Consider the following 16,876-nt stretch of genomic DNA (forward strand, 5'->3'; position numbering starts at 1 on the left):
CGTCCGGAATCGGACGAGGACTGAGAAATGGGTATCCGCAAGTACAAGCCGACGACCCCGGGCCGTCGTGGCTCCAGCGTCGCCGACTTTGTCGAGATCACGCGGTCCACGCCGGAGAAGTCGCTGGTCCGCCCCCTGCACAGCAAGGGCGGCCGTAACAACACCGGTCGGATCACGGTTCGACACCAGGGTGGCGGCCACAAGCGCGCCTACCGTGTGATCGACTTCCGTCGTCACGACAAGGACGGCGTGCCGGCCAAGGTCGCGCACATCGAGTACGACCCCAACCGCACGGCGCGCATCGCGCTCCTGCACTACGCCGACGGTGAGAAGCGCTACATCATTGCGCCGAAGAACCTGAAGCAGGGCGACCGGATTGAGAACGGCCCCACGGCCGACATCAAGCCCGGTAACAACCTGGCGCTCCGCAACATCCCGGTCGGTACCACGATCCACGCGATCGAGCTCCGTCCCGGTGGCGGCGCCAAGTTCGCCCGCTCCGCTGGTGCCTCTGTGCAGCTGCTCGCGAAGGAGGGCGTCATGGCCCACCTCCGCATGCCGTCCGGCGAGATCCGTCTCGTCGACGCGCGCTGCCGCGCCACCGTCGGTGAGGTCGGCAACGCCGAGCAGTCGAACATCAACTGGGGCAAGGCCGGCCGCATGCGCTGGAAGGGCGTTCGCCCCTCCGTCCGCGGTGTCGCGATGAACCCGGTCGACCACCCGCACGGTGGTGGTGAGGGTAAGACCTCCGGTGGTCGTCACCCGGTCTCCCCGTGGGGTCAGAAGGAGGGTCGTACTCGCTCGCCGAAGAAGGCTTCGAGCAAGTACATCGTCCGCCGCCGCAAGACGAACAAGAAGCGCTAGGAGCGGGTTTAGATGCCGCGCAGTCTCAAGAAGGGACCCTTCGTCGACGGACACCTCATCAAGAAGGTGGACGTACAGAACGAAGCCGGTACCAAGAACGTCATCAAGACCTGGTCCCGTCGCTCGATGATCATCCCGGCCATGCTGGGTCACACCATCGCGGTGCACAACGGCAAGATCCACGTCCCGGTGTTCGTCACCGAGTCGATGGTCGGCCACAAGCTCGGCGAGTTCTCGCCGACTCGCACCTTCCGCGGCCACGTCAAGGACGACCGGAAGTCGAAGCGCCGCTAAAGGCGGGGTGGTTACGACTATGACTTACACCGAAGGGACAACCATGGAAGCCAGGGCCCAGGCGCGGTACATCCGCGTCACGCCCATGAAGGCCCGCCGAGTGGTGGACCTTATCCGTGGCATGGATGCCACGGAGGCTCAGGCGGTCCTGCGTTTCGCCCCGCAGGCCGCGAGCGTGCCGGTTGGCAAGGTGCTCGACAGCGCCATTGCCAACGCCGCACACAACTACAACCACCCGGACGCCTCCACGCTGGTCATCAGCGAGGCGTACGTGGACGAGGGCCCGACCCTGAAGCGGTTCCGTCCGCGTGCGCAGGGCCGTGCCTACCGGATCCGCAAGCGGACCAGCCACATCACCGTGGTCGTCAGCAGCAAGGAAGGTTCCCGGTAATGGGCCAGAAGGTAAACCCGCACGGGTTCCGGCTCGGCATCACCACCGACTTCAAGTCGCGTTGGTACGCCGACAAGCTGTACAAGGACTACGTCAAGGAAGACGTCGCCATCCGCAGGATGATGACGTCCGGCATGGAGCGCGCCGGCATCTCGAAGGTTGAGATCGAGCGCACCCGTGACCGCGTGCGTGTGGACATCCACACCGCTCGTCCGGGCATCGTCATCGGTCGCCGTGGCGCCGAGGCCGACCGCATCCGCGGTGACCTCGAGAAGCTCACGGGCAAGCAGGTGCAGCTGAACATCCTCGAGGTCAAGAACCCCGAGGTCGACGCTCAGCTCGTCGCGCAGGCCGTTGCCGAGCAGCTCTCCTCCCGCGTCTCCTTCCGTCGCGCCATGCGTAAGAGCATGCAGGGCACGATGAAGGCCGGCGCCAAGGGCATCAAGATCCAGTGTGGCGGTCGCCTCGGCGGCGCCGAGATGTCCCGCTCCGAGTTCTACCGCGAAGGCCGTGTGCCGCTGCACACCCTCCGCGCGAACGTGGACTACGGCTTCTTCGAGGCCAAGACCACCTTCGGCCGTATCGGTGTGAAGGTCTGGATCTACAAGGGCGACGTCAAGAACATCGCCGAGGTTCGCGCCGAGAACGCTGCGGCCCGTGCGGGTAACCGCCCGGCCCGTGGTGCCGCCGGCGCTGGCGACCGTCCCGCCGGCCGTGGTGGCCGTGGTGGCGAGCGCGGCGGCCGTGGTGGCCGCAAGCCGCAGCAGGCTGTTGGTGCCGAGGCCCCCAAGGCCGACGCTCCTGCCGCCGCTCCGGCTGAGAGCACCGGAACGGAGGCCTGACCGACATGCTGATCCCTCGTAGGGTCAAGCACCGCAAGCAGCACCACCCGAAGCGCCGCGGTATGGCCAAGGGCGGTACTGAGGTCTCGTTCGGCGAGTACGGCATCCAGGCGCTTACCCCCGCCTACGTGACGAACCGCCAGATCGAGGCGGCTCGTATCGCGATGACCCGCCACATCAAGCGTGGCGGCAAGGTCTGGATCAACATCTACCCGGACCGTCCCCTGACGAAGAAGCCTGCCGAGACCCGCATGGGTTCCGGTAAGGGTTCTCCCGAGTGGTGGATCGCGAACGTGCACCCGGGCCGGGTCATGTTCGAGCTGTCCTACCCGAACGAGAAGATTGCTCGTGAGGCGCTCACCCGCGCTGCTCACAAGCTTCCGATGAAGTGCCGGATTGTTCGGCGCGAGGCAGGTGAGTCGTGATGGCGACGGGAACCAAGGCGTCCGAGCTGCGTGAGCTCGGTAACGAGGAGCTCGTTGGCAAGCTGCGCGAGGCCAAGGAAGAGCTGTTCAAGCTGCGCTTCCAGGCGGCCACGGGTCAGCTGGAGAACAACGGCCGGCTCAAGTCCGTCCGTAAGGACATCGCTCGCATCTACACCCTGATGCACGAGCGTGAGCTCGGTATCGAGACGGTGGAGAGCGCCTGATGAGCGAGAAGAACGTGACTGAGACGACTGACCGCGGCTTCCGCAAGACCCGTGAGGGTCTTGTCGTCAGCGACAAGATGGACAAGACCGTCGTCGTCGCTGTCGAGGACCGCGTGAAGCACGCTCTGTACGGCAAGGTCATCCGCCGTACGAACAAGCTCAAGGCGCACGACGAGCAGAACGCTGCCGGCGTCGGCGACCGCGTCCTCATCATGGAGACGCGTCCGCTGTCGGCGAGCAAGCGCTGGCGCATCGTCGAGATCCTCGAGAAGGCCAAGTAATTATCTGAGGCCCTGGGCAGCAAGCCCAGGGGCCCCTCAGGTTCGTTCCGCCAGGCTCGGTGGGGGCGGTAGCTCTTCGGAGTGATGCCCCCGCCGGGAACCGGCAGACAAACAGGAGATAGACGTGATCCAGCAGGAGTCGCGACTGCGTGTCGCCGACAACACTGGTGCCAAGGAGATCCTTTGCATCCGTGTTCTCGGTGGTTCCGGTCGCCGCTACGCGGGCATCGGTGACGTCATCGTTGCCACCGTCAAGGACGCGATCCCCGGTGGCAACGTGAAGAAGGGTGACGTCGTCAAGGCGGTCATCGTTCGCACCGTGAAGGAACGCCGCCGCCAGGACGGCTCGTACATCCGCTTCGACGAGAACGCCGCCGTCATTCTGAAGAACGACGGCGACCCTCGCGGCACCCGTATCTTCGGCCCGGTGGGCCGTGAGCTGCGCGAGAAGAAGTTCATGAAGATCATCTCGCTCGCGCCGGAGGTGCTGTAAGCATGAAGATCAAGAAGGGCGACCTGGTTCAGGTCATCACCGGTAAGGACAAGGGCAAGCAGGGCAAGGTCATTCTGGCCATCCCTACTGAGAACCGCGTCCTCGTCGAGGGTGTCAACCGGGTCAAGAAGCACACCAAGGCCGGCCAGACCGCTGGTGGCTCGCAGACCGGTGGCATCGTGATCACCGAGGCGCCGATCCACGTCAGCAACGTTCAGCTGGTTGTGGAGAAGGACGGCCAGAAGGTCGTTACCCGCGTCGGTTTCCGCTTCGATGACGAGGGCAACAAGATCCGCGTTGCCAAGCGGACGGGTGAGGACATCTGATGGCTACCACTCCGCGTCTCAAGACGAAGTACCGCGAGGACATCGCGGGCAAGCTGCGTGAAGAGTTCTCCTACGAGAACGTCATGCAGATTCCCGGCCTCGTGAAGATCGTGGTCAACATGGGTGTGGGCGACGCCGCCCGCGACTCCAAGCTGATCGACGGCGCCATCAAGGACCTGACGACGATCACCGGTCAGAAGCCGGCCGTCACGAAGGCCCGCAAGTCCATCGCGCAGTTCAAGCTGCGCGAGGGTCAGCCGATCGGCTGCCACGTCACCCTCCGTGGTGACCGCATGTGGGAGTTCCTGGACCGTACGCTGTCGCTCGCGCTGCCGCGTATCCGTGACTTCCGTGGTCTGTCGCCGAAGCAGTTCGACGGCCGTGGCAACTACACCTTCGGTCTCACCGAGCAGGTCATGTTCCACGAGATCGACCAGGACAAGATCGACCGTACCCGGGGTATGGACATCACCGTGGTCACCACGGCGACCAACGACGACGAGGGCCGCGCGCTCCTCCGTCACCTCGGCTTCCCCTTCAAGGAGGCGTAAGCGAGATGGCGAAGAAGGCTCTCATCGCGAAGGCTGCCCGCAAGCCCAAGTTCGGTGTGCGTGCGTACACCCGCTGCCAGCGCTGCGGTCGCCCCCACTCCGTGTACCGCAAGTTCGGCCTGTGCCGCGTCTGCCTTCGTGAGATGGCTCACCGTGGCGAGCTGCCGGGCGTGACCAAGAGCTCCTGGTAATTCCCTCTCGTCCGCAAGGACTTGAGGAGTACCAGGCACTCTCGGTAAGCATCTGGTCGGCGGATGCCCGGCCGCGCATGCCTTAGGCTTGTGTGGTTGGGCGTCCGCCGCCCATAACGACTTACTACGCCGTAGGTCCCCGCACCGCACCCGTCCCGCCACTGAGTGGGGAGAGGGATGGCGCATACAGGAAACCCCGGCGAGAGAGGCCGAAGGCCACTTCATGACCATGACTGACCCGATCGCAGACATGCTCACGCGTCTGCGTAACGCTAACTCGGCGTACCACGACTCCGTCGTGATGCCGCACAGCAAGATCAAGTCGCACATCGCAGAAATCCTCAAGCAGGAGGGTTTCATCACCGGCTGGAAGGTCGAGGACGCCGAGGTCGGCAAGAACCTCGTCCTCGAGCTGAAGTTCGGCCCGAACCGCGAGCGCTCCATTGCGGGCATCAAGCGGATCTCGAAGCCCGGTCTGCGTGTGTACGCAAAGTCCACCAACCTGCCGAAGGTGCTCGGCGGCCTGGGCGTGGCGATCATCTCCACGTCCCACGGTCTGCTCACCGGCCAGCAGGCAGGCAAGAAGGGCGTAGGTGGGGAAGTCCTCGCCTACGTCTGGTAGTCGGGAACGGAGGAAAAGCAATGTCGCGAATCGGCAAGCTCCCCATCCAGGTTCCCGCCGGTGTGGACGTCACCATCGACGGCCAGGCTGTGGCTGTGAAGGGCCCCAAGGGTTCCCTCGCGCTCACGGTCAAGGCGCCGATCGAGATCGTCAAGGGTGAGGACGGCGTTCTGAACGTCACCCGCCCCAACGACGAGCGTCAGAACAAGGCCCTGCACGGCCTGTCCCGCACGCTGGTGGCGAACATGATCACCGGCGTGACCACGGGTTACGTCAAGGCTCTTGAGATCAGCGGTGTCGGTTACCGCGTCGCCGCGAAGGGCTCCAACCTGGAGTTCCAGCTTGGTTACAGCCACCCGATCCTGATCGAGGCGCCCGAGGGCATCTCCTTCAAGGTCGAGTCGCCCACCAAGTTCTCGGTCGAGGGCATCGACAAGCAGAAGGTCGGCGAGGTCGCCGCCAACATCCGCAAGCTGCGGAAGCCCGACCCGTACAAGGCCAAGGGTGTCAAGTACGCCGGCGAAGTCATCCGCCGCAAGGTCGGAAAGGCTGGTAAGTAGCCATGGCATACGGTGTAAAGATCGCCAAGGGCGACGCGTACAAGCGTGCCGCCAAGGCCCGCCGCCACATCCGCATCCGCAAGAACGTCTCGGGTACGGCGGAGCGTCCGCGCCTCGTCGTGACGCGTTCCAACCGCAACATCGTTGCTCAGGTCATCGACGACCTCCAGGGTCACACCCTGGCGTCCGCGTCGACCCTGGACGCTTCGATCCGTGGTGGCGAAGGCGACAAGAGCTCGCAGGCCCAGGCCGTCGGCGCACTCGTCGCCGAGCGTGCCAAGGCCGCGGGTGTCGAGACCGTCGTGTTCGACCGCGGTGGCAACCGATACGCCGGGCGCATTGCCGCTCTGGCTGACGCCGCCCGCGAAGCCGGGCTGAAGTTCTAAGCCCCGTTTTCCGGGACTCACGGACGTAACAGAGAGAGGTAATCCAATGGCTGGACCCCAGCGCCGCGGAAGCGGTGCCGGTGGCGGCGAGCGGCGGGACCGGAAGGGTCGCGACGGTGGCCCTGCCGCCGAGAAGACCGCTTACGTTGAGCGCGTTGTCGCGATCAACCGCGTCGCCAAGGTTGTCAAGGGTGGTCGCCGCTTCAGCTTCACCGCGCTGGTCGTGGTGGGCGACGGTGACGGCACTGTAGGTGTCGGTTACGGCAAGGCCAAGGAAGTTCCCGCGGCCATCGCCAAGGGTGTCGAGGAAGCCAAGAAGTCCTTCTTCAAGGTTCCGCGCATCCAGGGCACCATTCCTCACCCGATCACGGGCGAGCGCGCCGCGGGCGTCGTGCTGCTGAAGCCGGCCGCCCCTGGTACCGGTGTTATCGCCGGTGGCCCGGTGCGCGCCGTTCTGGAGTGCGCCGGCGTTCACGACATCCTGTCGAAGTCGCTCGGCTCTTCCAACGCGATCAACATCGTGCACGCGACCGTGGCGGCCCTCAAGGGCCTGCAGCGTCCCGAGGAGATCGCGGCTCGCCGTGGTCTGCCCCTCGAGGACGTCGCTCCCGCGGCTCTGCTGCGTGCACGTGCCGGGGCGGGTGCGTAATGGCTCGCCTCAAGGTCACGCAGATCAAGTCGTACATCGGCAGCAAGCAGAACCACCGCGACACGCTGCGTTCGCTCGGGCTCAAGCGCCTGAACGACGTCGTCGTCAAGGAGGACCGCCCCGAGTTCCGCGGAATGGTTCACACCGTCCGCCACCTCGTGACGGTTGAGGAGGTTGACTAACATGGCTGAGAGCAGCCCGCTGAAGGCCCACAACCTCCGTCCCGCCCCCGGCGCCAAGACCGCGAAGACCCGTGTCGGTCGTGGTGAGGCGTCGAAGGGTAAGACGGCCGGTCGTGGTACGAAGGGCCAGAAGGCCCGCTACCAGATCCCGCAGCGCTTCGAGGGTGGGCAGATGCCCCTCCACATGCGTCTGCCGAAGCTCAAGGGCTTCAAGAACCCGTTCCGCACCGAGTTCCAGGTCGTGAACCTGGACAAGCTCGGCGCTCTCTACCCCGAGGGTGGAGAAGTCACGGTGGCCGACCTGGTCGCCAAGGGCGCGGTTCGCAAGAACAGCCTCGTCAAGGTCCTGGGCCAGGGCGAGATCTCCGTGGCGCTGCAGGTTTCGGTTGACGCCGTTTCCGGCTCCGCCAAGGAGAAGATTGCCGCCGCTGGTGGCTCTGTGACCGAGCTCGTCTAAGACGAACTCAGTGACAAATAGCTAGAAACCCGACCGGGGATGCCTCACATATGGGGCATCCCCGGTTGGTCGTTCCGCGGGAGGTGCAGACGCCGGTAAGGTGGCCTGCACCTTTGCTTGTACACATTCGTCGATCCCTCAGACCGTCACCTCTGACGCAGTAGCGCGGGGGTCGCAGGAGGCACCGTGCTCACCGCGTTCGCCCGGGCGTTCAAGACGCCCGACCTGCGCAAGAAGCTGCTTTTCACGCTCGCCATCATCGCGCTGTACCGACTCGGTTCCCACGTGCCGGTACCCGGTGTGAGCTACAAGAACGTTCAGATCTGCGTGGACCAGATGGGGGCCGGTAACAACAGCCTCTTCGGTCTCGTCAACATGTTCAGCGGTGGCGCGCTGCTCCAGATCACGATCTTTGCGCTCGGCATCATGCCGTACATCACGGCGAGCATCATTCTGCAGCTGCTGACCGTGGTCATCCCGAAGCTGGAGAACCTCAAAAAAGAGGGTCAGTCCGGCACGTCGAAGATCACTCAGTACACGCGCTATCTGACGGTCGCGCTCGCGATCCTGCAGGGCACCGGCCTCGTCGCCACCGCCCGCAGCGGCGCCCTCTTCCAGGGCTGCCAGGTCAAGGACCAGATCGTCCCCGACCGGTCGATCTTCACGACCGTGGTCATGGTGCTCACCATGACGGCCGGTACCTGCCTCGTCATGTGGCTCGGTGAGCTCATCACCGACCGGGGCATCGGCAACGGCATGTCGATCCTTATGTTCATCTCGATCGCCGCCGGCTTCGTCGGCTCCCTGTGGGCCATCAAGGAGCAGGGCAAGATCGCGGACGGCTGGGTCGAGTTCGGCGTGGTCATCCTGGTCGGCCTCGCGATGGTGGCCCTGGTGGTCTTCGTCGAGCAGGCGCAGCGGCGGATCCCGGTCCAGTACGCGAAGCGCATGATCGGCCGGCGCGCCTACGGCGGCACCTCGACGTACATCCCCCTCAAGGTGAACCAGGCCGGTGTCATCCCGGTCATCTTCGCCTCGTCGCTGCTGTACATCCCCGCGCTGATCGTCCAGTTCAGCGGTTCTACCGCCGGCTGGGCGACCTGGATCAGCAAGCACTTCGTCAAGGGCGACCACCCGTACTACATCGCGACCTACTTCCTCCTGATCGTCTTCTTCGCGTTCTTCTACGTGGCGATCTCGTTCAACCCCGAGGAAGTTGCAGACAACATGAAGAAGTATGGTGGGTTCATTCCGGGCATCCGCGCCGGTCGGCCTACCGCCGAGTACCTCAGCTACGTACTCAACCGGATCACTTGGCCGGGGTCGCTGTACCTGGGTCTGATCGCTCTTGTGCCGACGATGGCGTTGGCCGGCTTCGGAGCGAACCAGAACTTCCCGTTCGGCGGGACGAGCATCCTGATCATCGTGGGTGTGGGTCTGGAAACCGTGAAGCAGATCGAGAGCCAGCTCCAGCAGCGTAATTACGAAGGGTTCCTCCGCTGATGCGAATCGTCCTCGTCGGCCCGCCGGGCGCGGGCAAGGGAACGCAGGCGACTGTGCTTGCCGAGACCTTGTCGATCCCGCACATCTCCACGGGCGACCTGTTCCGGGCCAACATCAGCCAGGGCACCGAGCTCGGCCGGCGTGCGAAGGCGTTCATGGACGCGGGTGACCTCGTCCCGGACGAGATCACCATCGGCATGGCGAAGGACCGCATGGAGCAGGAGGACGCCGCCGGCGGTTTCCTGCTCGACGGTTTCCCGCGCAACGTCTCCCAGGCGGAGGCGCTCGACGTGATGCTGAAGGCCGGGGCGATGAACCTCGACGCCGTCCTCGACCTGGAGGTCGAGGAGGACGAGGTCGTCAAGCGCCTCGCCGGCCGCCGGACCTGCCGCAAGGACAGCGCGCACATCTACCACGTGGACTACCGCCCCTCGCAGGTCGAGGGCGTCTGCGACATCGACGGCGGCGAGCTGTACGTGCGCGAGGACCAGACCGAGGAAGCCGTGCGCAACCGGCTGGAGGTCTACCACACCCAGACCGAGCCGATCATCGACTACTACAAGGCCCAGGGCCTCGTGTCGACGATTCCGGCCCTGGGTGAGGTCAAGGACGTCACGAAGCGCGCGCTGGACGCCCTGAAGAAGTAGCAAGAAGCAGTTCACCTGTAGTGCAGCCCCGGCCGCGGTGTCCCCAGGACGCCGCGGCCGTACTGTTGAAAGACCCGATTCCGAAGGTGGCAGGTACGTCATGGTCCAGATCAAGACCCCCGAGCAGATCGCGAAGATGCGTGAGGCGGGGCTGGTCGTCGCGGCGATCCACGCGGCGACCCGTGAGGCGGCCGTGCCGGGCGCCACGACGCGGGATCTGGACATGGTGGCCCGCAAGGTCATCGCGGACGCCGGCGCCAAGTCGAACTTCCTCGGCTACGGCGGGTTCCCCGCGACCATCTGCACCTCGGTCAACGAGGTCGTGGTCCACGGCATCCCCGACGACAAGACGGTCCTCAAGGACGGCGACATCATCTCGATCGACGCCGGCGCGATCGTCGACGGCTGGCACGGCGACGCCGCGTACACCGCCTTCGTGGGCTCTGGACACGCCCCTGAGCTCGTGGAGCTCTCCCGGGTGACCGAGGAGTCCATGTGGGCCGGTATCGCCGCCATGAAGCTCGGCAACCGCCTCGTGGACATCTCGAAGGCGATCGAGACCTACATCAAGCGCCAGCCGCGTCCGACGACGGGCGAGCACAGCCTCGGCAAGTTCGGGATCATCGAGGACTACGGCGGCCACGGCATCGGGTCCGAGATGCACATGGACCCGCACCTGCTGAACTACGTCTCGCGCAAGCGGGGCAAGGGCATCAAGCTCGTCCCCGGCCTGTGCCTGGCGATCGAGCCGATGGTCTCCCTGGGCACCGCCCAGACGGAGGTCCTGGCGGACGACTGGACGGTCATCACCACGGACGGCACCTGGTCCTCGCACTGGGAGCACTCCATCGCCCTGACCGAGGCGGGCCCGATCGTCCTGACCTCCCCGGACTGCGGCAAGGCGAAGCTGGCGGAGTACGGGGTCACGACGGCTCCGGACCCGTTGGGCTGACGCACAAGGGGTTGGGCCGACCGGTATGGGCAGGATTGATGATCTATCCTGTAGGGCACACTTTCCGGATTCGTCTTTCGGAAGCCCCTGACGTAGACTGACTCGTCGGCTCCTTTGCACCCGCATGTCCTCATGCGAAGGCGGGGAGCTGATCAAGGTAGCCGATTCGAAAGGCGAAGCGTGGCCAAGAAGCAAGGTGCCATCGAAATCGAGGGCACCGTGATCGAGTCCCTCCCGAACGCGATGTTCAAGGTGGAACTCCAGAACGGTCACAAGGTCCTCGCGCACATCAGCGGCAAGATGCGCATGCACTACATCCGCATCCTCCCTGATGACCGGGTTGTGGTGGAGCTTTCTCCCTACGACCTGACGCGTGGCCGGATCGTCTACCGATACAAGTAGATCTTGTCTTCACTCCCGTCCGGACGTCCTGTCCCGGCGCGGGTGGTGGCACTGACCCGGAGAACCTCACCAACATGAAGGTCAAGCCGAGCGTCAAGAAGATCTGCGACAAGTGCAAGGTGATCCGCCGTCACGGTCGGGTCATGGTCATCTGCGACAACCTGCGCCACAAGCAGCGCCAGGGCTGACGCACGCCGACCGACCTGCACTACGCAGTTCTTCGCGCGACGTAAGAAAACGTACATACGCAGAACCCGCCCAGCCCTGACCAGGGCCGGCGGCACCTCCGGCGGGGGCCGGGGACCCGGGCGTACCACCACCCACTCAGGAGTGGTCGGCGGTCGGGGTTCGGTTCTGCGGAAGACCCCCGAACACACAGGAGCCATTGAATGGCACGCGTTTCCGGTGTTGACATCCCGCGCGAAAAGCGTGTGGAGATCGCACTTACCTACGTCTTCGGTGTCGGTCGCACCCGGTCCAAGGAAATCCTTGCGGCCACCGGTGTGAACCCCGACACCCGCGTTCGTGACCTGGCCGAAGAGGACCTGGTCAAGATCCGCGAGTACGTGGACGCCAACCTCCGCACCGAGGGTGACCTCCGCCGCGAGATCCAGGCCGACATCCGCCGCAAGGTCGAGATCCAGTGCTACCAGGGTGTTCGCCACCGTCGTGGCCTGCCCGTGCACGGTCAGCGCACCAGCACGAACGCCCGTACCCGCAAGGGTCCGCGTCGCGCGATCGCCGGTAAGAAGAAGCCGGGCAAGAAGTAGTCCTGTTCAGCGGTCTTGCGCTGTAGGACCGACCACCTCCCGTAGGAGATTTAGATGCCCCCCAAGGGTCGTCAGGGCGCTGCCAAGAAGGTGCGCCGCAAGGAAAAGAAGAACGTCGCTCATGGGCACGCCCACATCAAGAGCACGTTCAACAACACCATCGTTTCGATCACGGACCCCGCGGGCAACGTGATCTCCTGGGCCTCCGCCGGCCACGTCGGCTTCAAGGGCTCGCGCAAGTCCACCCCCTTCGCCGCGCAGATGGCCGCCGAGTCGGCCGCCCGTCGCGCGCAGGAGCACGGCATGCGCAAGGTCGACGTCTTCGTCAAGGGTCCCGGCTCCGGCCGTGAGACCGCGATCCGCTCCCTCCAGGCCACCGGCCTCGAGGTCGGCTCGATCCAGGACGTCACCCCCACCCCGCACAACGGCTGCCGTCCGCCCAAGCGTCGCCGCGTCTGATTCGGCGGCGCCGGGCTTCGCGCCTGTGCGTCTTTGAGTGTCCGGGCGGTACGAACCCCTCGCGGGGGACGTACCGCCCGTACCCTTCTAGTTCGCAGCCTCCGTGCTGCACTCCGTCGGGCGTCAAATAGTGGGCGTCCACGAATGAAGGAATCCACATGCTTATCGCTCAGCGCCCCTCGCTGACCGAAGAGGTCGTAGACGAGTACCGCTCGCGGTTCGTGATCGAGCCGCTCGAGCCGGGCTTCGGTTACACCCTCGGCAACTCGCTCCGCCGCACGCTCCTGTCCTCGATCCCGGGTGCCGCTGTCACCAGCATCCGCGTGGACGGCGTCCTGCACGAGTTCACCACCGTGCCCGGTGTCAAGGAAGACGTCACCGACATCATCCTCAACATCAAGCAGCTGGTCGTCTCCTCGGAGCACGACGAGCCGGTCGTGATGTACCTGCGCAAGCAGGGTCCCGGCCTGGTCACCGCTGCCGACATCGCGCCCCCGGCCGGTGTCGAGGTGCACAACCCGGACCTGGTCCTCGCCACGCTCAACGGCAAGGGCAAGCTGGAGATGGAGCTGACCGTCGAGCGCGGTCGCGGCTACGTCTCCGCCGTCCAGAACAAGCAGCTGGGCCAGGAGATCGGTCGCATCCCGATCGACTCCATCTACAGCCCGGTCCTCAAGGTCACCTACAAGGTCGAGGCGACCCGAGTCGAGCAGCGCACCGACTTCGACAAGCTGATCGTCGACGTCGAGACCAAGCAGGCCATGCGCCCGCGCGACGCCATGGCGTCCGCCGGCAAGACCCTGGTCGAGCTGTTCGGTCTGGCCCGCGAGCTCAACATCGACGCCGAGGGCATCGACATGGGCCCCTCGCCGACGGACGCGGCCCTGGCCGCCGATCTCGCCCTGCCGATCGAGGAGCTCGAGCTCACCGTTCGGTCGTACAACTGCCTCAAGCGCGAGGGCATCCACTCCGTGGGTGAGCTCGTCGCCCGCTCCGAGGCCGACCTGCTCGACATCCGCAACTTCGGTGCGAAGTCGATCGACGAGGTCAAGGCGAAGCTGGCCGGCATGGGCCTGGCCCTCAAGGACAGCCCGCCCGGATTCGACCCGACCGCCGCCGCCGACGCCTTCGGCGCCGACGACGACGCGGACGCCGGTTTCGTCGAGACCGAGCAGTACTAAGCACCACCGCACGCTTTCCCGCGGCATCCGCCCCGGGGGAACTGTCACCGGTACCTGACACGGCCGGTGCAGATATGAAGGAGTAAGACCATGCCGCGTCCCGCAAAGGGTGCCCGTCTGGGCGGCAGCGCCGCGCACGAGAAGCACCTCCTCGCGAACCTCGCGAAGTCGCTCTTCGAGCACGGCCGCATCACCACCACCGAGGCCAAGGCCCGCCGCCTGCGTCCCTACGCCGAGCGTCTGGTGACCAAGGCCAAGAAGGGCGACATCCACAACCGTCGCCTGGTGCTGCAGACGATCACGGACAAGAGCATCGTGCACACGCTGTTCACCGAGATCGCCCCGCGCTACGAGAACCGCCCCGGTGGTTACACGCGCATCACCAAGATCGGCAACCGTCGTGGCGACAACGCCCCGATGGCCGTGATCGAGCTGGTCGAGGCCCTTACGGTCGCCCAGCAGGCCACTGGTGAGGCCGAGGCCGCCACCAAGCGCGCCGTGAAGGAGGCGGAGGCCGCCGAGGCTCCCGCCGCCGAGGAGACCAAGGAGGCCTGATCCCTTCCGGGATCACGCTGAACGGCTCTGAACGGGCCCGCCCCCTTCCGGGGCGGGCCCGTTCTGCATGCGTGCCGAAGGCGTTCGCGCTGAGGGCATTCGCGCCAAAGACGCAGCTGAGAGGATCTGTCACGTGAGTGACGAGGTGGAGCCCGGGCACGTCCGGGTCAGGCTGGACCTGAGTTACGACGGCAAGGACTTCTCCGGCTGGGCGAAGCAGCGCGTGCTGCGGACCGTCCAGGGAGAGCTGGAGTCGGCCCTGCAGACCGTGATGCGGCTGCCCGACCCGGTGGAGCTGACCGTCGCCGGCCGGACCGACGCGGGCGTGCACGCGCGGGGGCAGGTCGCGCAGTTCGACGTGCGCGACGAGGTGTGGGCCGAGCACCGGGACAAGCTGCTGCGCCGCCTCGCCGGACGGCTGCCGCACGACGTCCGGGTGTGGAAGGCCGCCGAAGCCCCCGCCGGGTTCAACGCGCGGTTCTCCGCGATCTGGCGCCGCTACGCCTACCGCGTGGGCGACCACCAGGCCGGCGTGGACCCGCTGCGCCGCGGGCACGTGCTCTGGTACCAGTGGCCGCTCGATGTGGACGCCATGAACGAGGCCGCCGCCGCGCTGGTGGGCGAGCACGACTTCGCCGCGTACTGCAAGAAGCGCGAGGGCGCCACGACCATCCGCACCCTCCAGCAGCTCAGCTGGGAGCGGGACGCGGAGGGGATCATCACCGCCACCGTGCGCGCCGACGCCTTCTGCCACAACATGGTCCGCTCGCTGGTCGGCGCCCTGCTGCACGTCGGCGACGGCCACCGGACGACCGACTGGCCCGGCAAGGTGCTGGCCGCGGCCGTACGGGACTCCTCGGTGCACGTGGTCAAGCCGCACGGGCTGACCCTGGAGGAGGTCGGCTACCCGGCCGACGAGCTGCTGGCCGCCCGCAGCAAGGAAGCGCGGAACCTGCGGACGCTGCCCGGAGCCGGCTGCTGCTAGCCCTCGCGGCCGGGTAACTCGTTTGGGCGGATCGGGGCCGGACCTGGACAATGCCCCGCATGGGACATCTCGAAGCCAGCCACCTGGAGTACTACCTTCCCGACGGGCGGGTCCTGCTCCCCGACGTCTCCTTCCGGGTGGGGGAGGGGTCGGTCGTCGCCCTGGTCGGGGCGAACGGGGCCGGCAAGACCACGCTGCTGAAGATGATCTCCGGCGAGCTCCAGCCGCACGGCGGCGGCGTGACCGTCACCGGCGGGCTGGGCGTGATGTCGCAGTTCGTGGGCTCGGTCCGCGACGAGACGACCGTACGGGACCTGCTGGTCTCGGTGGCCCAGCCGCGGCTGCGGGAGGCCGCCAAGGCGGTGGACCGCGCCGAACAGCTGATCCTGACGGTGGACGACGAGGCCGCCCAGATGCAGTACGCGCAGGCGCTGAGTGACTGGGCCGACGTGCAGGGGTACGAGGCGGAGACGCTGTGGGACGTCTGCACGATGGCCGCGCTGGCGATCCCGTACGACTCGGCGCAGTTCCGCGAGGTGCGCACGCTCTCGGGCGGTGAGCAGAAGCGGCTGGTCCTGGAGGCGCTGCTGCGCGGGCCGGACGAGGTGCTGCTGCTCGACGAGCCGGACAACTACCTCGACGTCCCCGGCAAGCGGTGGCTGGAGGAGCAGCTGGCGGCCACCCGCAAGACGGTGCTCTTCGTCAGCCACGACCGGGAGCTGCTGACCCAGGCGGCCGAGAAGATCATCAGCCTGGAGGCGAGCCCGAACGGCTCCGACGTCTGGGTGCACGGCGAGGGCTTCAGCACGTTCCACGCCGCCCGCAAGGAGCGCTTCGCGCGCTTCGAGGAGCTCAAGCGGCGCTGGGACGAGGAGCACGCCCGGCTGAAGGCCCTGGTGCTGCGCCTGCGCGGCCAGGCCGCGAGCAGCCCGGACATGGCCTCGCGGTACCACGCGATGCAGACCCGCTTCAAGAAGTTCGAGGAGGCCGGCCCGCCGCCCGAGCCGCCGCGCGAGCAGGACATCAAGATGCGGCTCAAGGGCGGCCGTACGGGCGTGCGCGCCCTCACGGTGGAGAACCTGGAGCTCACCGGGCTGATGAAGCCCTTCTCCCTGGAGGTCTTCTACGGGGAGCGGGTCGCGGTCCTGGGCTCGAACGGCTCCGGGAAGTCGCACTTCCTGCGCCTGATGGCGGGGGAGGACGTCAAGCACACGGGCACGTGGAAGCTCGGCGCCCGCGTGGTCCCCGGCCACTTCGCGCAGACCCACGCCCACCCCGAGCTGTTCGGGCGCACGCTCGTCGACATCCTGTGGACGGAGGCGGCCAAGCCGCTCGGCCAGGCGATGGGCGCCCTGCGCCGCTACGAGCTGGAGCGCCAGGGCGAGCAGCCCTTCGAGCGGCTCTCGGGAGGCCAGCAGGCGCGTTTCCAGATCCTGCTGCTGGAGCTGGCCGGTACGACGGCGCTGCTCCTCGACGAGCCGACGGACAACCTGGACCTGGAATCGGCGGAAGCGCTGCAGGACGGGCTGGAGGCGTACGACGGCACTGTGCTGTGCGTCACGCACGACCGGTGGTTCGCGCGCACTTTTGACCGTTACCTGGTCTTCGGTTCAGACGGTGTTGTACGGGAGACTACGGAGCCCGTCTGGGACGAACGTAGGGTCGAGCGAAAGCGCTAGGGGTA

The 16,876-nt window shown here is 66.3% G+C and carries 28 protein-coding genes; all 28 read left to right on the forward strand.

Annotated elements, in window-relative coordinates:
* Positions 1-27 precede the first annotated feature (27 nt).
* Positions 28-864: a 50S ribosomal protein L2 gene (gene rplB, locus ACIA8F_RS02710; protein WP_254387362.1), complete on the forward strand. Its 837-nt coding sequence runs from the start codon at positions 28-30 to the stop codon at positions 862-864.
* 12 nt (positions 865-876) lie between these two features.
* The gene (gene rpsS / locus ACIA8F_RS02715) at positions 877-1,158 is read left to right on the forward strand and encodes a 30S ribosomal protein S19 (RefSeq protein WP_023539342.1); all 282 of its coding nucleotides are present in this window, start codon (positions 877-879) and stop codon (positions 1,156-1,158) included.
* Between the two features lie 43 nt (positions 1,159-1,201).
* A complete protein-coding gene (gene rplV / locus ACIA8F_RS02720) occupies positions 1,202-1,549 on the forward strand; it encodes a 50S ribosomal protein L22 (protein WP_007265904.1) in 348 nt (115 codons plus the stop codon).
* Complete coding sequence (gene rpsC / locus ACIA8F_RS02725) at positions 1,549-2,391, forward strand: 30S ribosomal protein S3 (protein WP_266955875.1); 843 nt, start codon at positions 1,549-1,551, stop codon at positions 2,389-2,391. Before rplV ends, rpsC begins: the two co-directional genes overlap by 1 nt.
* A gap of 5 nt (positions 2,392-2,396) precedes the next feature.
* Positions 2,397-2,816, forward strand: a complete 420-nt coding sequence (gene rplP / locus ACIA8F_RS02730; RefSeq protein ID WP_030026326.1) for a 50S ribosomal protein L16 — start codon at positions 2,397-2,399, stop codon at positions 2,814-2,816.
* Complete coding sequence (gene rpmC / locus ACIA8F_RS02735; RefSeq protein ID WP_008739703.1) at positions 2,816-3,040, forward strand: 50S ribosomal protein L29; 225 nt, start codon at positions 2,816-2,818, stop codon at positions 3,038-3,040. Before rplP ends, rpmC begins: the two co-directional genes overlap by 1 nt.
* A complete protein-coding gene (gene rpsQ, locus ACIA8F_RS02740; protein ID WP_243333368.1) occupies positions 3,040-3,321 on the forward strand; it encodes a 30S ribosomal protein S17 in 282 nt (93 codons plus the stop codon). Before rpmC ends, rpsQ begins: the two co-directional genes overlap by 1 nt.
* A gap of 124 nt (positions 3,322-3,445) precedes the next feature.
* Positions 3,446-3,814 carry a 50S ribosomal protein L14 gene (gene rplN, locus ACIA8F_RS02745; protein ID WP_003956455.1) on the forward strand — a complete coding sequence of 123 codons (369 nt, stop codon included), beginning with the start codon at positions 3,446-3,448 and terminating at the stop codon, positions 3,812-3,814.
* Between the two features lie 2 nt (positions 3,815-3,816).
* Positions 3,817-4,140, forward strand: coding sequence for a 50S ribosomal protein L24 (gene rplX, locus ACIA8F_RS02750; protein ID WP_215023444.1), 324 nt, complete (start codon positions 3,817-3,819; stop codon positions 4,138-4,140).
* Positions 4,140-4,691, forward strand: a complete 552-nt coding sequence (rplE, locus tag ACIA8F_RS02755) for a 50S ribosomal protein L5 (protein ID WP_030388859.1) — start codon at positions 4,140-4,142, stop codon at positions 4,689-4,691. The genes rplX and rplE overlap by 1 nt, the downstream gene beginning before the upstream one ends.
* A gap of 5 nt (positions 4,692-4,696) precedes the next feature.
* Positions 4,697-4,882 carry a type Z 30S ribosomal protein S14 gene (locus tag ACIA8F_RS02760; RefSeq protein ID WP_003956452.1) on the forward strand — a complete coding sequence of 62 codons (186 nt, stop codon included), beginning with the start codon at positions 4,697-4,699 and terminating at the stop codon, positions 4,880-4,882.
* 223 nt (positions 4,883-5,105) lie between these two features.
* Positions 5,106-5,504: a 30S ribosomal protein S8 gene (gene rpsH / locus ACIA8F_RS02765; protein WP_008739698.1), complete on the forward strand. Its 399-nt coding sequence runs from the start codon at positions 5,106-5,108 to the stop codon at positions 5,502-5,504.
* Positions 5,505-5,524: 20 nt separating this feature from the next.
* Positions 5,525-6,064, forward strand: a complete 540-nt coding sequence (gene rplF, locus ACIA8F_RS02770; protein ID WP_243333369.1) for a 50S ribosomal protein L6 — start codon at positions 5,525-5,527, stop codon at positions 6,062-6,064.
* A 2-nt stretch (positions 6,065-6,066) separates the two neighbouring features.
* Positions 6,067-6,450 carry a 50S ribosomal protein L18 gene (rplR, locus tag ACIA8F_RS02775; RefSeq protein WP_030008471.1) on the forward strand — a complete coding sequence of 128 codons (384 nt, stop codon included), beginning with the start codon at positions 6,067-6,069 and terminating at the stop codon, positions 6,448-6,450.
* A 46-nt stretch (positions 6,451-6,496) separates the two neighbouring features.
* Positions 6,497-7,099 carry a 30S ribosomal protein S5 gene (rpsE, locus tag ACIA8F_RS02780; protein WP_008739695.1) on the forward strand — a complete coding sequence of 201 codons (603 nt, stop codon included), beginning with the start codon at positions 6,497-6,499 and terminating at the stop codon, positions 7,097-7,099.
* Positions 7,099-7,281 (forward strand): 50S ribosomal protein L30, encoded by a 183-nt coding sequence (gene rpmD, locus ACIA8F_RS02785; protein ID WP_112447741.1) that lies wholly within the window; start codon positions 7,099-7,101, stop codon positions 7,279-7,281. Before rpsE ends, rpmD begins: the two co-directional genes overlap by 1 nt.
* Position 7,282: 1 nt before the next feature.
* On the forward strand, positions 7,283-7,738 hold the full coding sequence (gene rplO / locus ACIA8F_RS02790) for a 50S ribosomal protein L15 (RefSeq protein WP_243333371.1): 456 nt from the start codon (positions 7,283-7,285) through the stop codon (positions 7,736-7,738).
* Positions 7,739-7,924: 186 nt separating this feature from the next.
* Positions 7,925-9,241, forward strand: a complete 1,317-nt coding sequence (secY, locus tag ACIA8F_RS02795; RefSeq protein WP_399376350.1) for a preprotein translocase subunit SecY — start codon at positions 7,925-7,927, stop codon at positions 9,239-9,241.
* Entirely contained in the window at positions 9,241-9,888 is a 648-nt protein-coding gene (locus ACIA8F_RS02800; RefSeq protein WP_399376351.1) for an adenylate kinase, read from the forward strand. The genes secY and ACIA8F_RS02800 overlap by 1 nt, the downstream gene beginning before the upstream one ends.
* A gap of 100 nt (positions 9,889-9,988) precedes the next feature.
* On the forward strand, positions 9,989-10,840 hold the full coding sequence (map, locus tag ACIA8F_RS02805) for a type I methionyl aminopeptidase (protein WP_399376352.1): 852 nt from the start codon (positions 9,989-9,991) through the stop codon (positions 10,838-10,840).
* 180 nt (positions 10,841-11,020) lie between these two features.
* Complete coding sequence (gene infA / locus ACIA8F_RS02810) at positions 11,021-11,242, forward strand: translation initiation factor IF-1 (protein WP_003956442.1); 222 nt, start codon at positions 11,021-11,023, stop codon at positions 11,240-11,242.
* A gap of 74 nt (positions 11,243-11,316) precedes the next feature.
* Complete coding sequence (gene rpmJ / locus ACIA8F_RS02815; RefSeq protein ID WP_003956441.1) at positions 11,317-11,430, forward strand: 50S ribosomal protein L36; 114 nt, start codon at positions 11,317-11,319, stop codon at positions 11,428-11,430.
* Positions 11,431-11,631: 201 nt separating this feature from the next.
* On the forward strand, positions 11,632-12,012 hold the full coding sequence (rpsM, locus tag ACIA8F_RS02820) for a 30S ribosomal protein S13 (protein WP_053682609.1): 381 nt from the start codon (positions 11,632-11,634) through the stop codon (positions 12,010-12,012).
* A gap of 54 nt (positions 12,013-12,066) precedes the next feature.
* Positions 12,067-12,471, forward strand: coding sequence for a 30S ribosomal protein S11 (rpsK, locus tag ACIA8F_RS02825; RefSeq protein ID WP_006376016.1), 405 nt, complete (start codon positions 12,067-12,069; stop codon positions 12,469-12,471).
* A gap of 158 nt (positions 12,472-12,629) precedes the next feature.
* Positions 12,630-13,652 (forward strand): DNA-directed RNA polymerase subunit alpha, encoded by a 1,023-nt coding sequence (locus ACIA8F_RS02830; RefSeq protein ID WP_008739666.1) that lies wholly within the window; start codon positions 12,630-12,632, stop codon positions 13,650-13,652.
* A 90-nt stretch (positions 13,653-13,742) separates the two neighbouring features.
* Positions 13,743-14,207 (forward strand): 50S ribosomal protein L17, encoded by a 465-nt coding sequence (rplQ, locus tag ACIA8F_RS02835; RefSeq protein WP_250751467.1) that lies wholly within the window; start codon positions 13,743-13,745, stop codon positions 14,205-14,207.
* Positions 14,208-14,340: 133 nt separating this feature from the next.
* A complete protein-coding gene (gene truA / locus ACIA8F_RS02840; protein ID WP_327254489.1) occupies positions 14,341-15,192 on the forward strand; it encodes a tRNA pseudouridine(38-40) synthase TruA in 852 nt (283 codons plus the stop codon).
* Between the two features lie 59 nt (positions 15,193-15,251).
* Positions 15,252-16,871 carry an ATP-binding cassette domain-containing protein gene (locus ACIA8F_RS02845; RefSeq protein ID WP_399376354.1) on the forward strand — a complete coding sequence of 540 codons (1,620 nt, stop codon included), beginning with the start codon at positions 15,252-15,254 and terminating at the stop codon, positions 16,869-16,871.
* Positions 16,872-16,876 lie beyond the last annotated feature (5 nt).

Origin of the sequence: Streptomyces sp. NPDC051563 (genome assembly GCF_044454225.1) — a bacterium.
Classification (GTDB): domain Bacteria; phylum Actinomycetota; class Actinomycetes; order Streptomycetales; family Streptomycetaceae; genus Streptomyces.

Coding starts and splice junctions, on each gene's coding strand:
- rplB (WP_254387362.1), top strand. CDS start 28: ATGGGTATCCGCAAGTACAAGCCGACGACCCCGGGCCGTCGTGGCTCC.
- rpsS (WP_023539342.1), top strand. CDS start 877: ATGCCGCGCAGTCTCAAGAAGGGACCCTTCGTCGACGGACACCTCATC.
- rplV (WP_007265904.1), top strand. CDS start 1,202: ATGGAAGCCAGGGCCCAGGCGCGGTACATCCGCGTCACGCCCATGAAG.
- rpsC (WP_266955875.1), top strand. CDS start 1,549: ATGGGCCAGAAGGTAAACCCGCACGGGTTCCGGCTCGGCATCACCACC.
- rplP (WP_030026326.1), top strand. CDS start 2,397: ATGCTGATCCCTCGTAGGGTCAAGCACCGCAAGCAGCACCACCCGAAG.
- rpmC (WP_008739703.1), top strand. CDS start 2,816: ATGGCGACGGGAACCAAGGCGTCCGAGCTGCGTGAGCTCGGTAACGAG.
- rpsQ (WP_243333368.1), top strand. CDS start 3,040: ATGAGCGAGAAGAACGTGACTGAGACGACTGACCGCGGCTTCCGCAAG.
- rplX (WP_215023444.1), top strand. CDS start 3,817: ATGAAGATCAAGAAGGGCGACCTGGTTCAGGTCATCACCGGTAAGGAC.
- rplE (WP_030388859.1), top strand. CDS start 4,140: ATGGCTACCACTCCGCGTCTCAAGACGAAGTACCGCGAGGACATCGCG.
- ACIA8F_RS02760 (WP_003956452.1), top strand. CDS start 4,697: ATGGCGAAGAAGGCTCTCATCGCGAAGGCTGCCCGCAAGCCCAAGTTC.
- rpsH (WP_008739698.1), top strand. CDS start 5,106: ATGACCATGACTGACCCGATCGCAGACATGCTCACGCGTCTGCGTAAC.
- rplF (WP_243333369.1), top strand. CDS start 5,525: ATGTCGCGAATCGGCAAGCTCCCCATCCAGGTTCCCGCCGGTGTGGAC.
- rplR (WP_030008471.1), top strand. CDS start 6,067: ATGGCATACGGTGTAAAGATCGCCAAGGGCGACGCGTACAAGCGTGCC.
- rpsE (WP_008739695.1), top strand. CDS start 6,497: ATGGCTGGACCCCAGCGCCGCGGAAGCGGTGCCGGTGGCGGCGAGCGG.
- rpmD (WP_112447741.1), top strand. CDS start 7,099: ATGGCTCGCCTCAAGGTCACGCAGATCAAGTCGTACATCGGCAGCAAG.
- rplO (WP_243333371.1), top strand. CDS start 7,283: ATGGCTGAGAGCAGCCCGCTGAAGGCCCACAACCTCCGTCCCGCCCCC.
- ACIA8F_RS02800 (WP_399376351.1), top strand. CDS start 9,241: ATGCGAATCGTCCTCGTCGGCCCGCCGGGCGCGGGCAAGGGAACGCAG.
- map (WP_399376352.1), top strand. CDS start 9,989: ATGGTCCAGATCAAGACCCCCGAGCAGATCGCGAAGATGCGTGAGGCG.
- rpmJ (WP_003956441.1), top strand. CDS start 11,317: ATGAAGGTCAAGCCGAGCGTCAAGAAGATCTGCGACAAGTGCAAGGTG.
- rpsM (WP_053682609.1), top strand. CDS start 11,632: ATGGCACGCGTTTCCGGTGTTGACATCCCGCGCGAAAAGCGTGTGGAG.
- rpsK (WP_006376016.1), top strand. CDS start 12,067: ATGCCCCCCAAGGGTCGTCAGGGCGCTGCCAAGAAGGTGCGCCGCAAG.
- ACIA8F_RS02830 (WP_008739666.1), top strand. CDS start 12,630: ATGCTTATCGCTCAGCGCCCCTCGCTGACCGAAGAGGTCGTAGACGAG.
- rplQ (WP_250751467.1), top strand. CDS start 13,743: ATGCCGCGTCCCGCAAAGGGTGCCCGTCTGGGCGGCAGCGCCGCGCAC.
- ACIA8F_RS02845 (WP_399376354.1), top strand. CDS start 15,252: ATGGGACATCTCGAAGCCAGCCACCTGGAGTACTACCTTCCCGACGGG.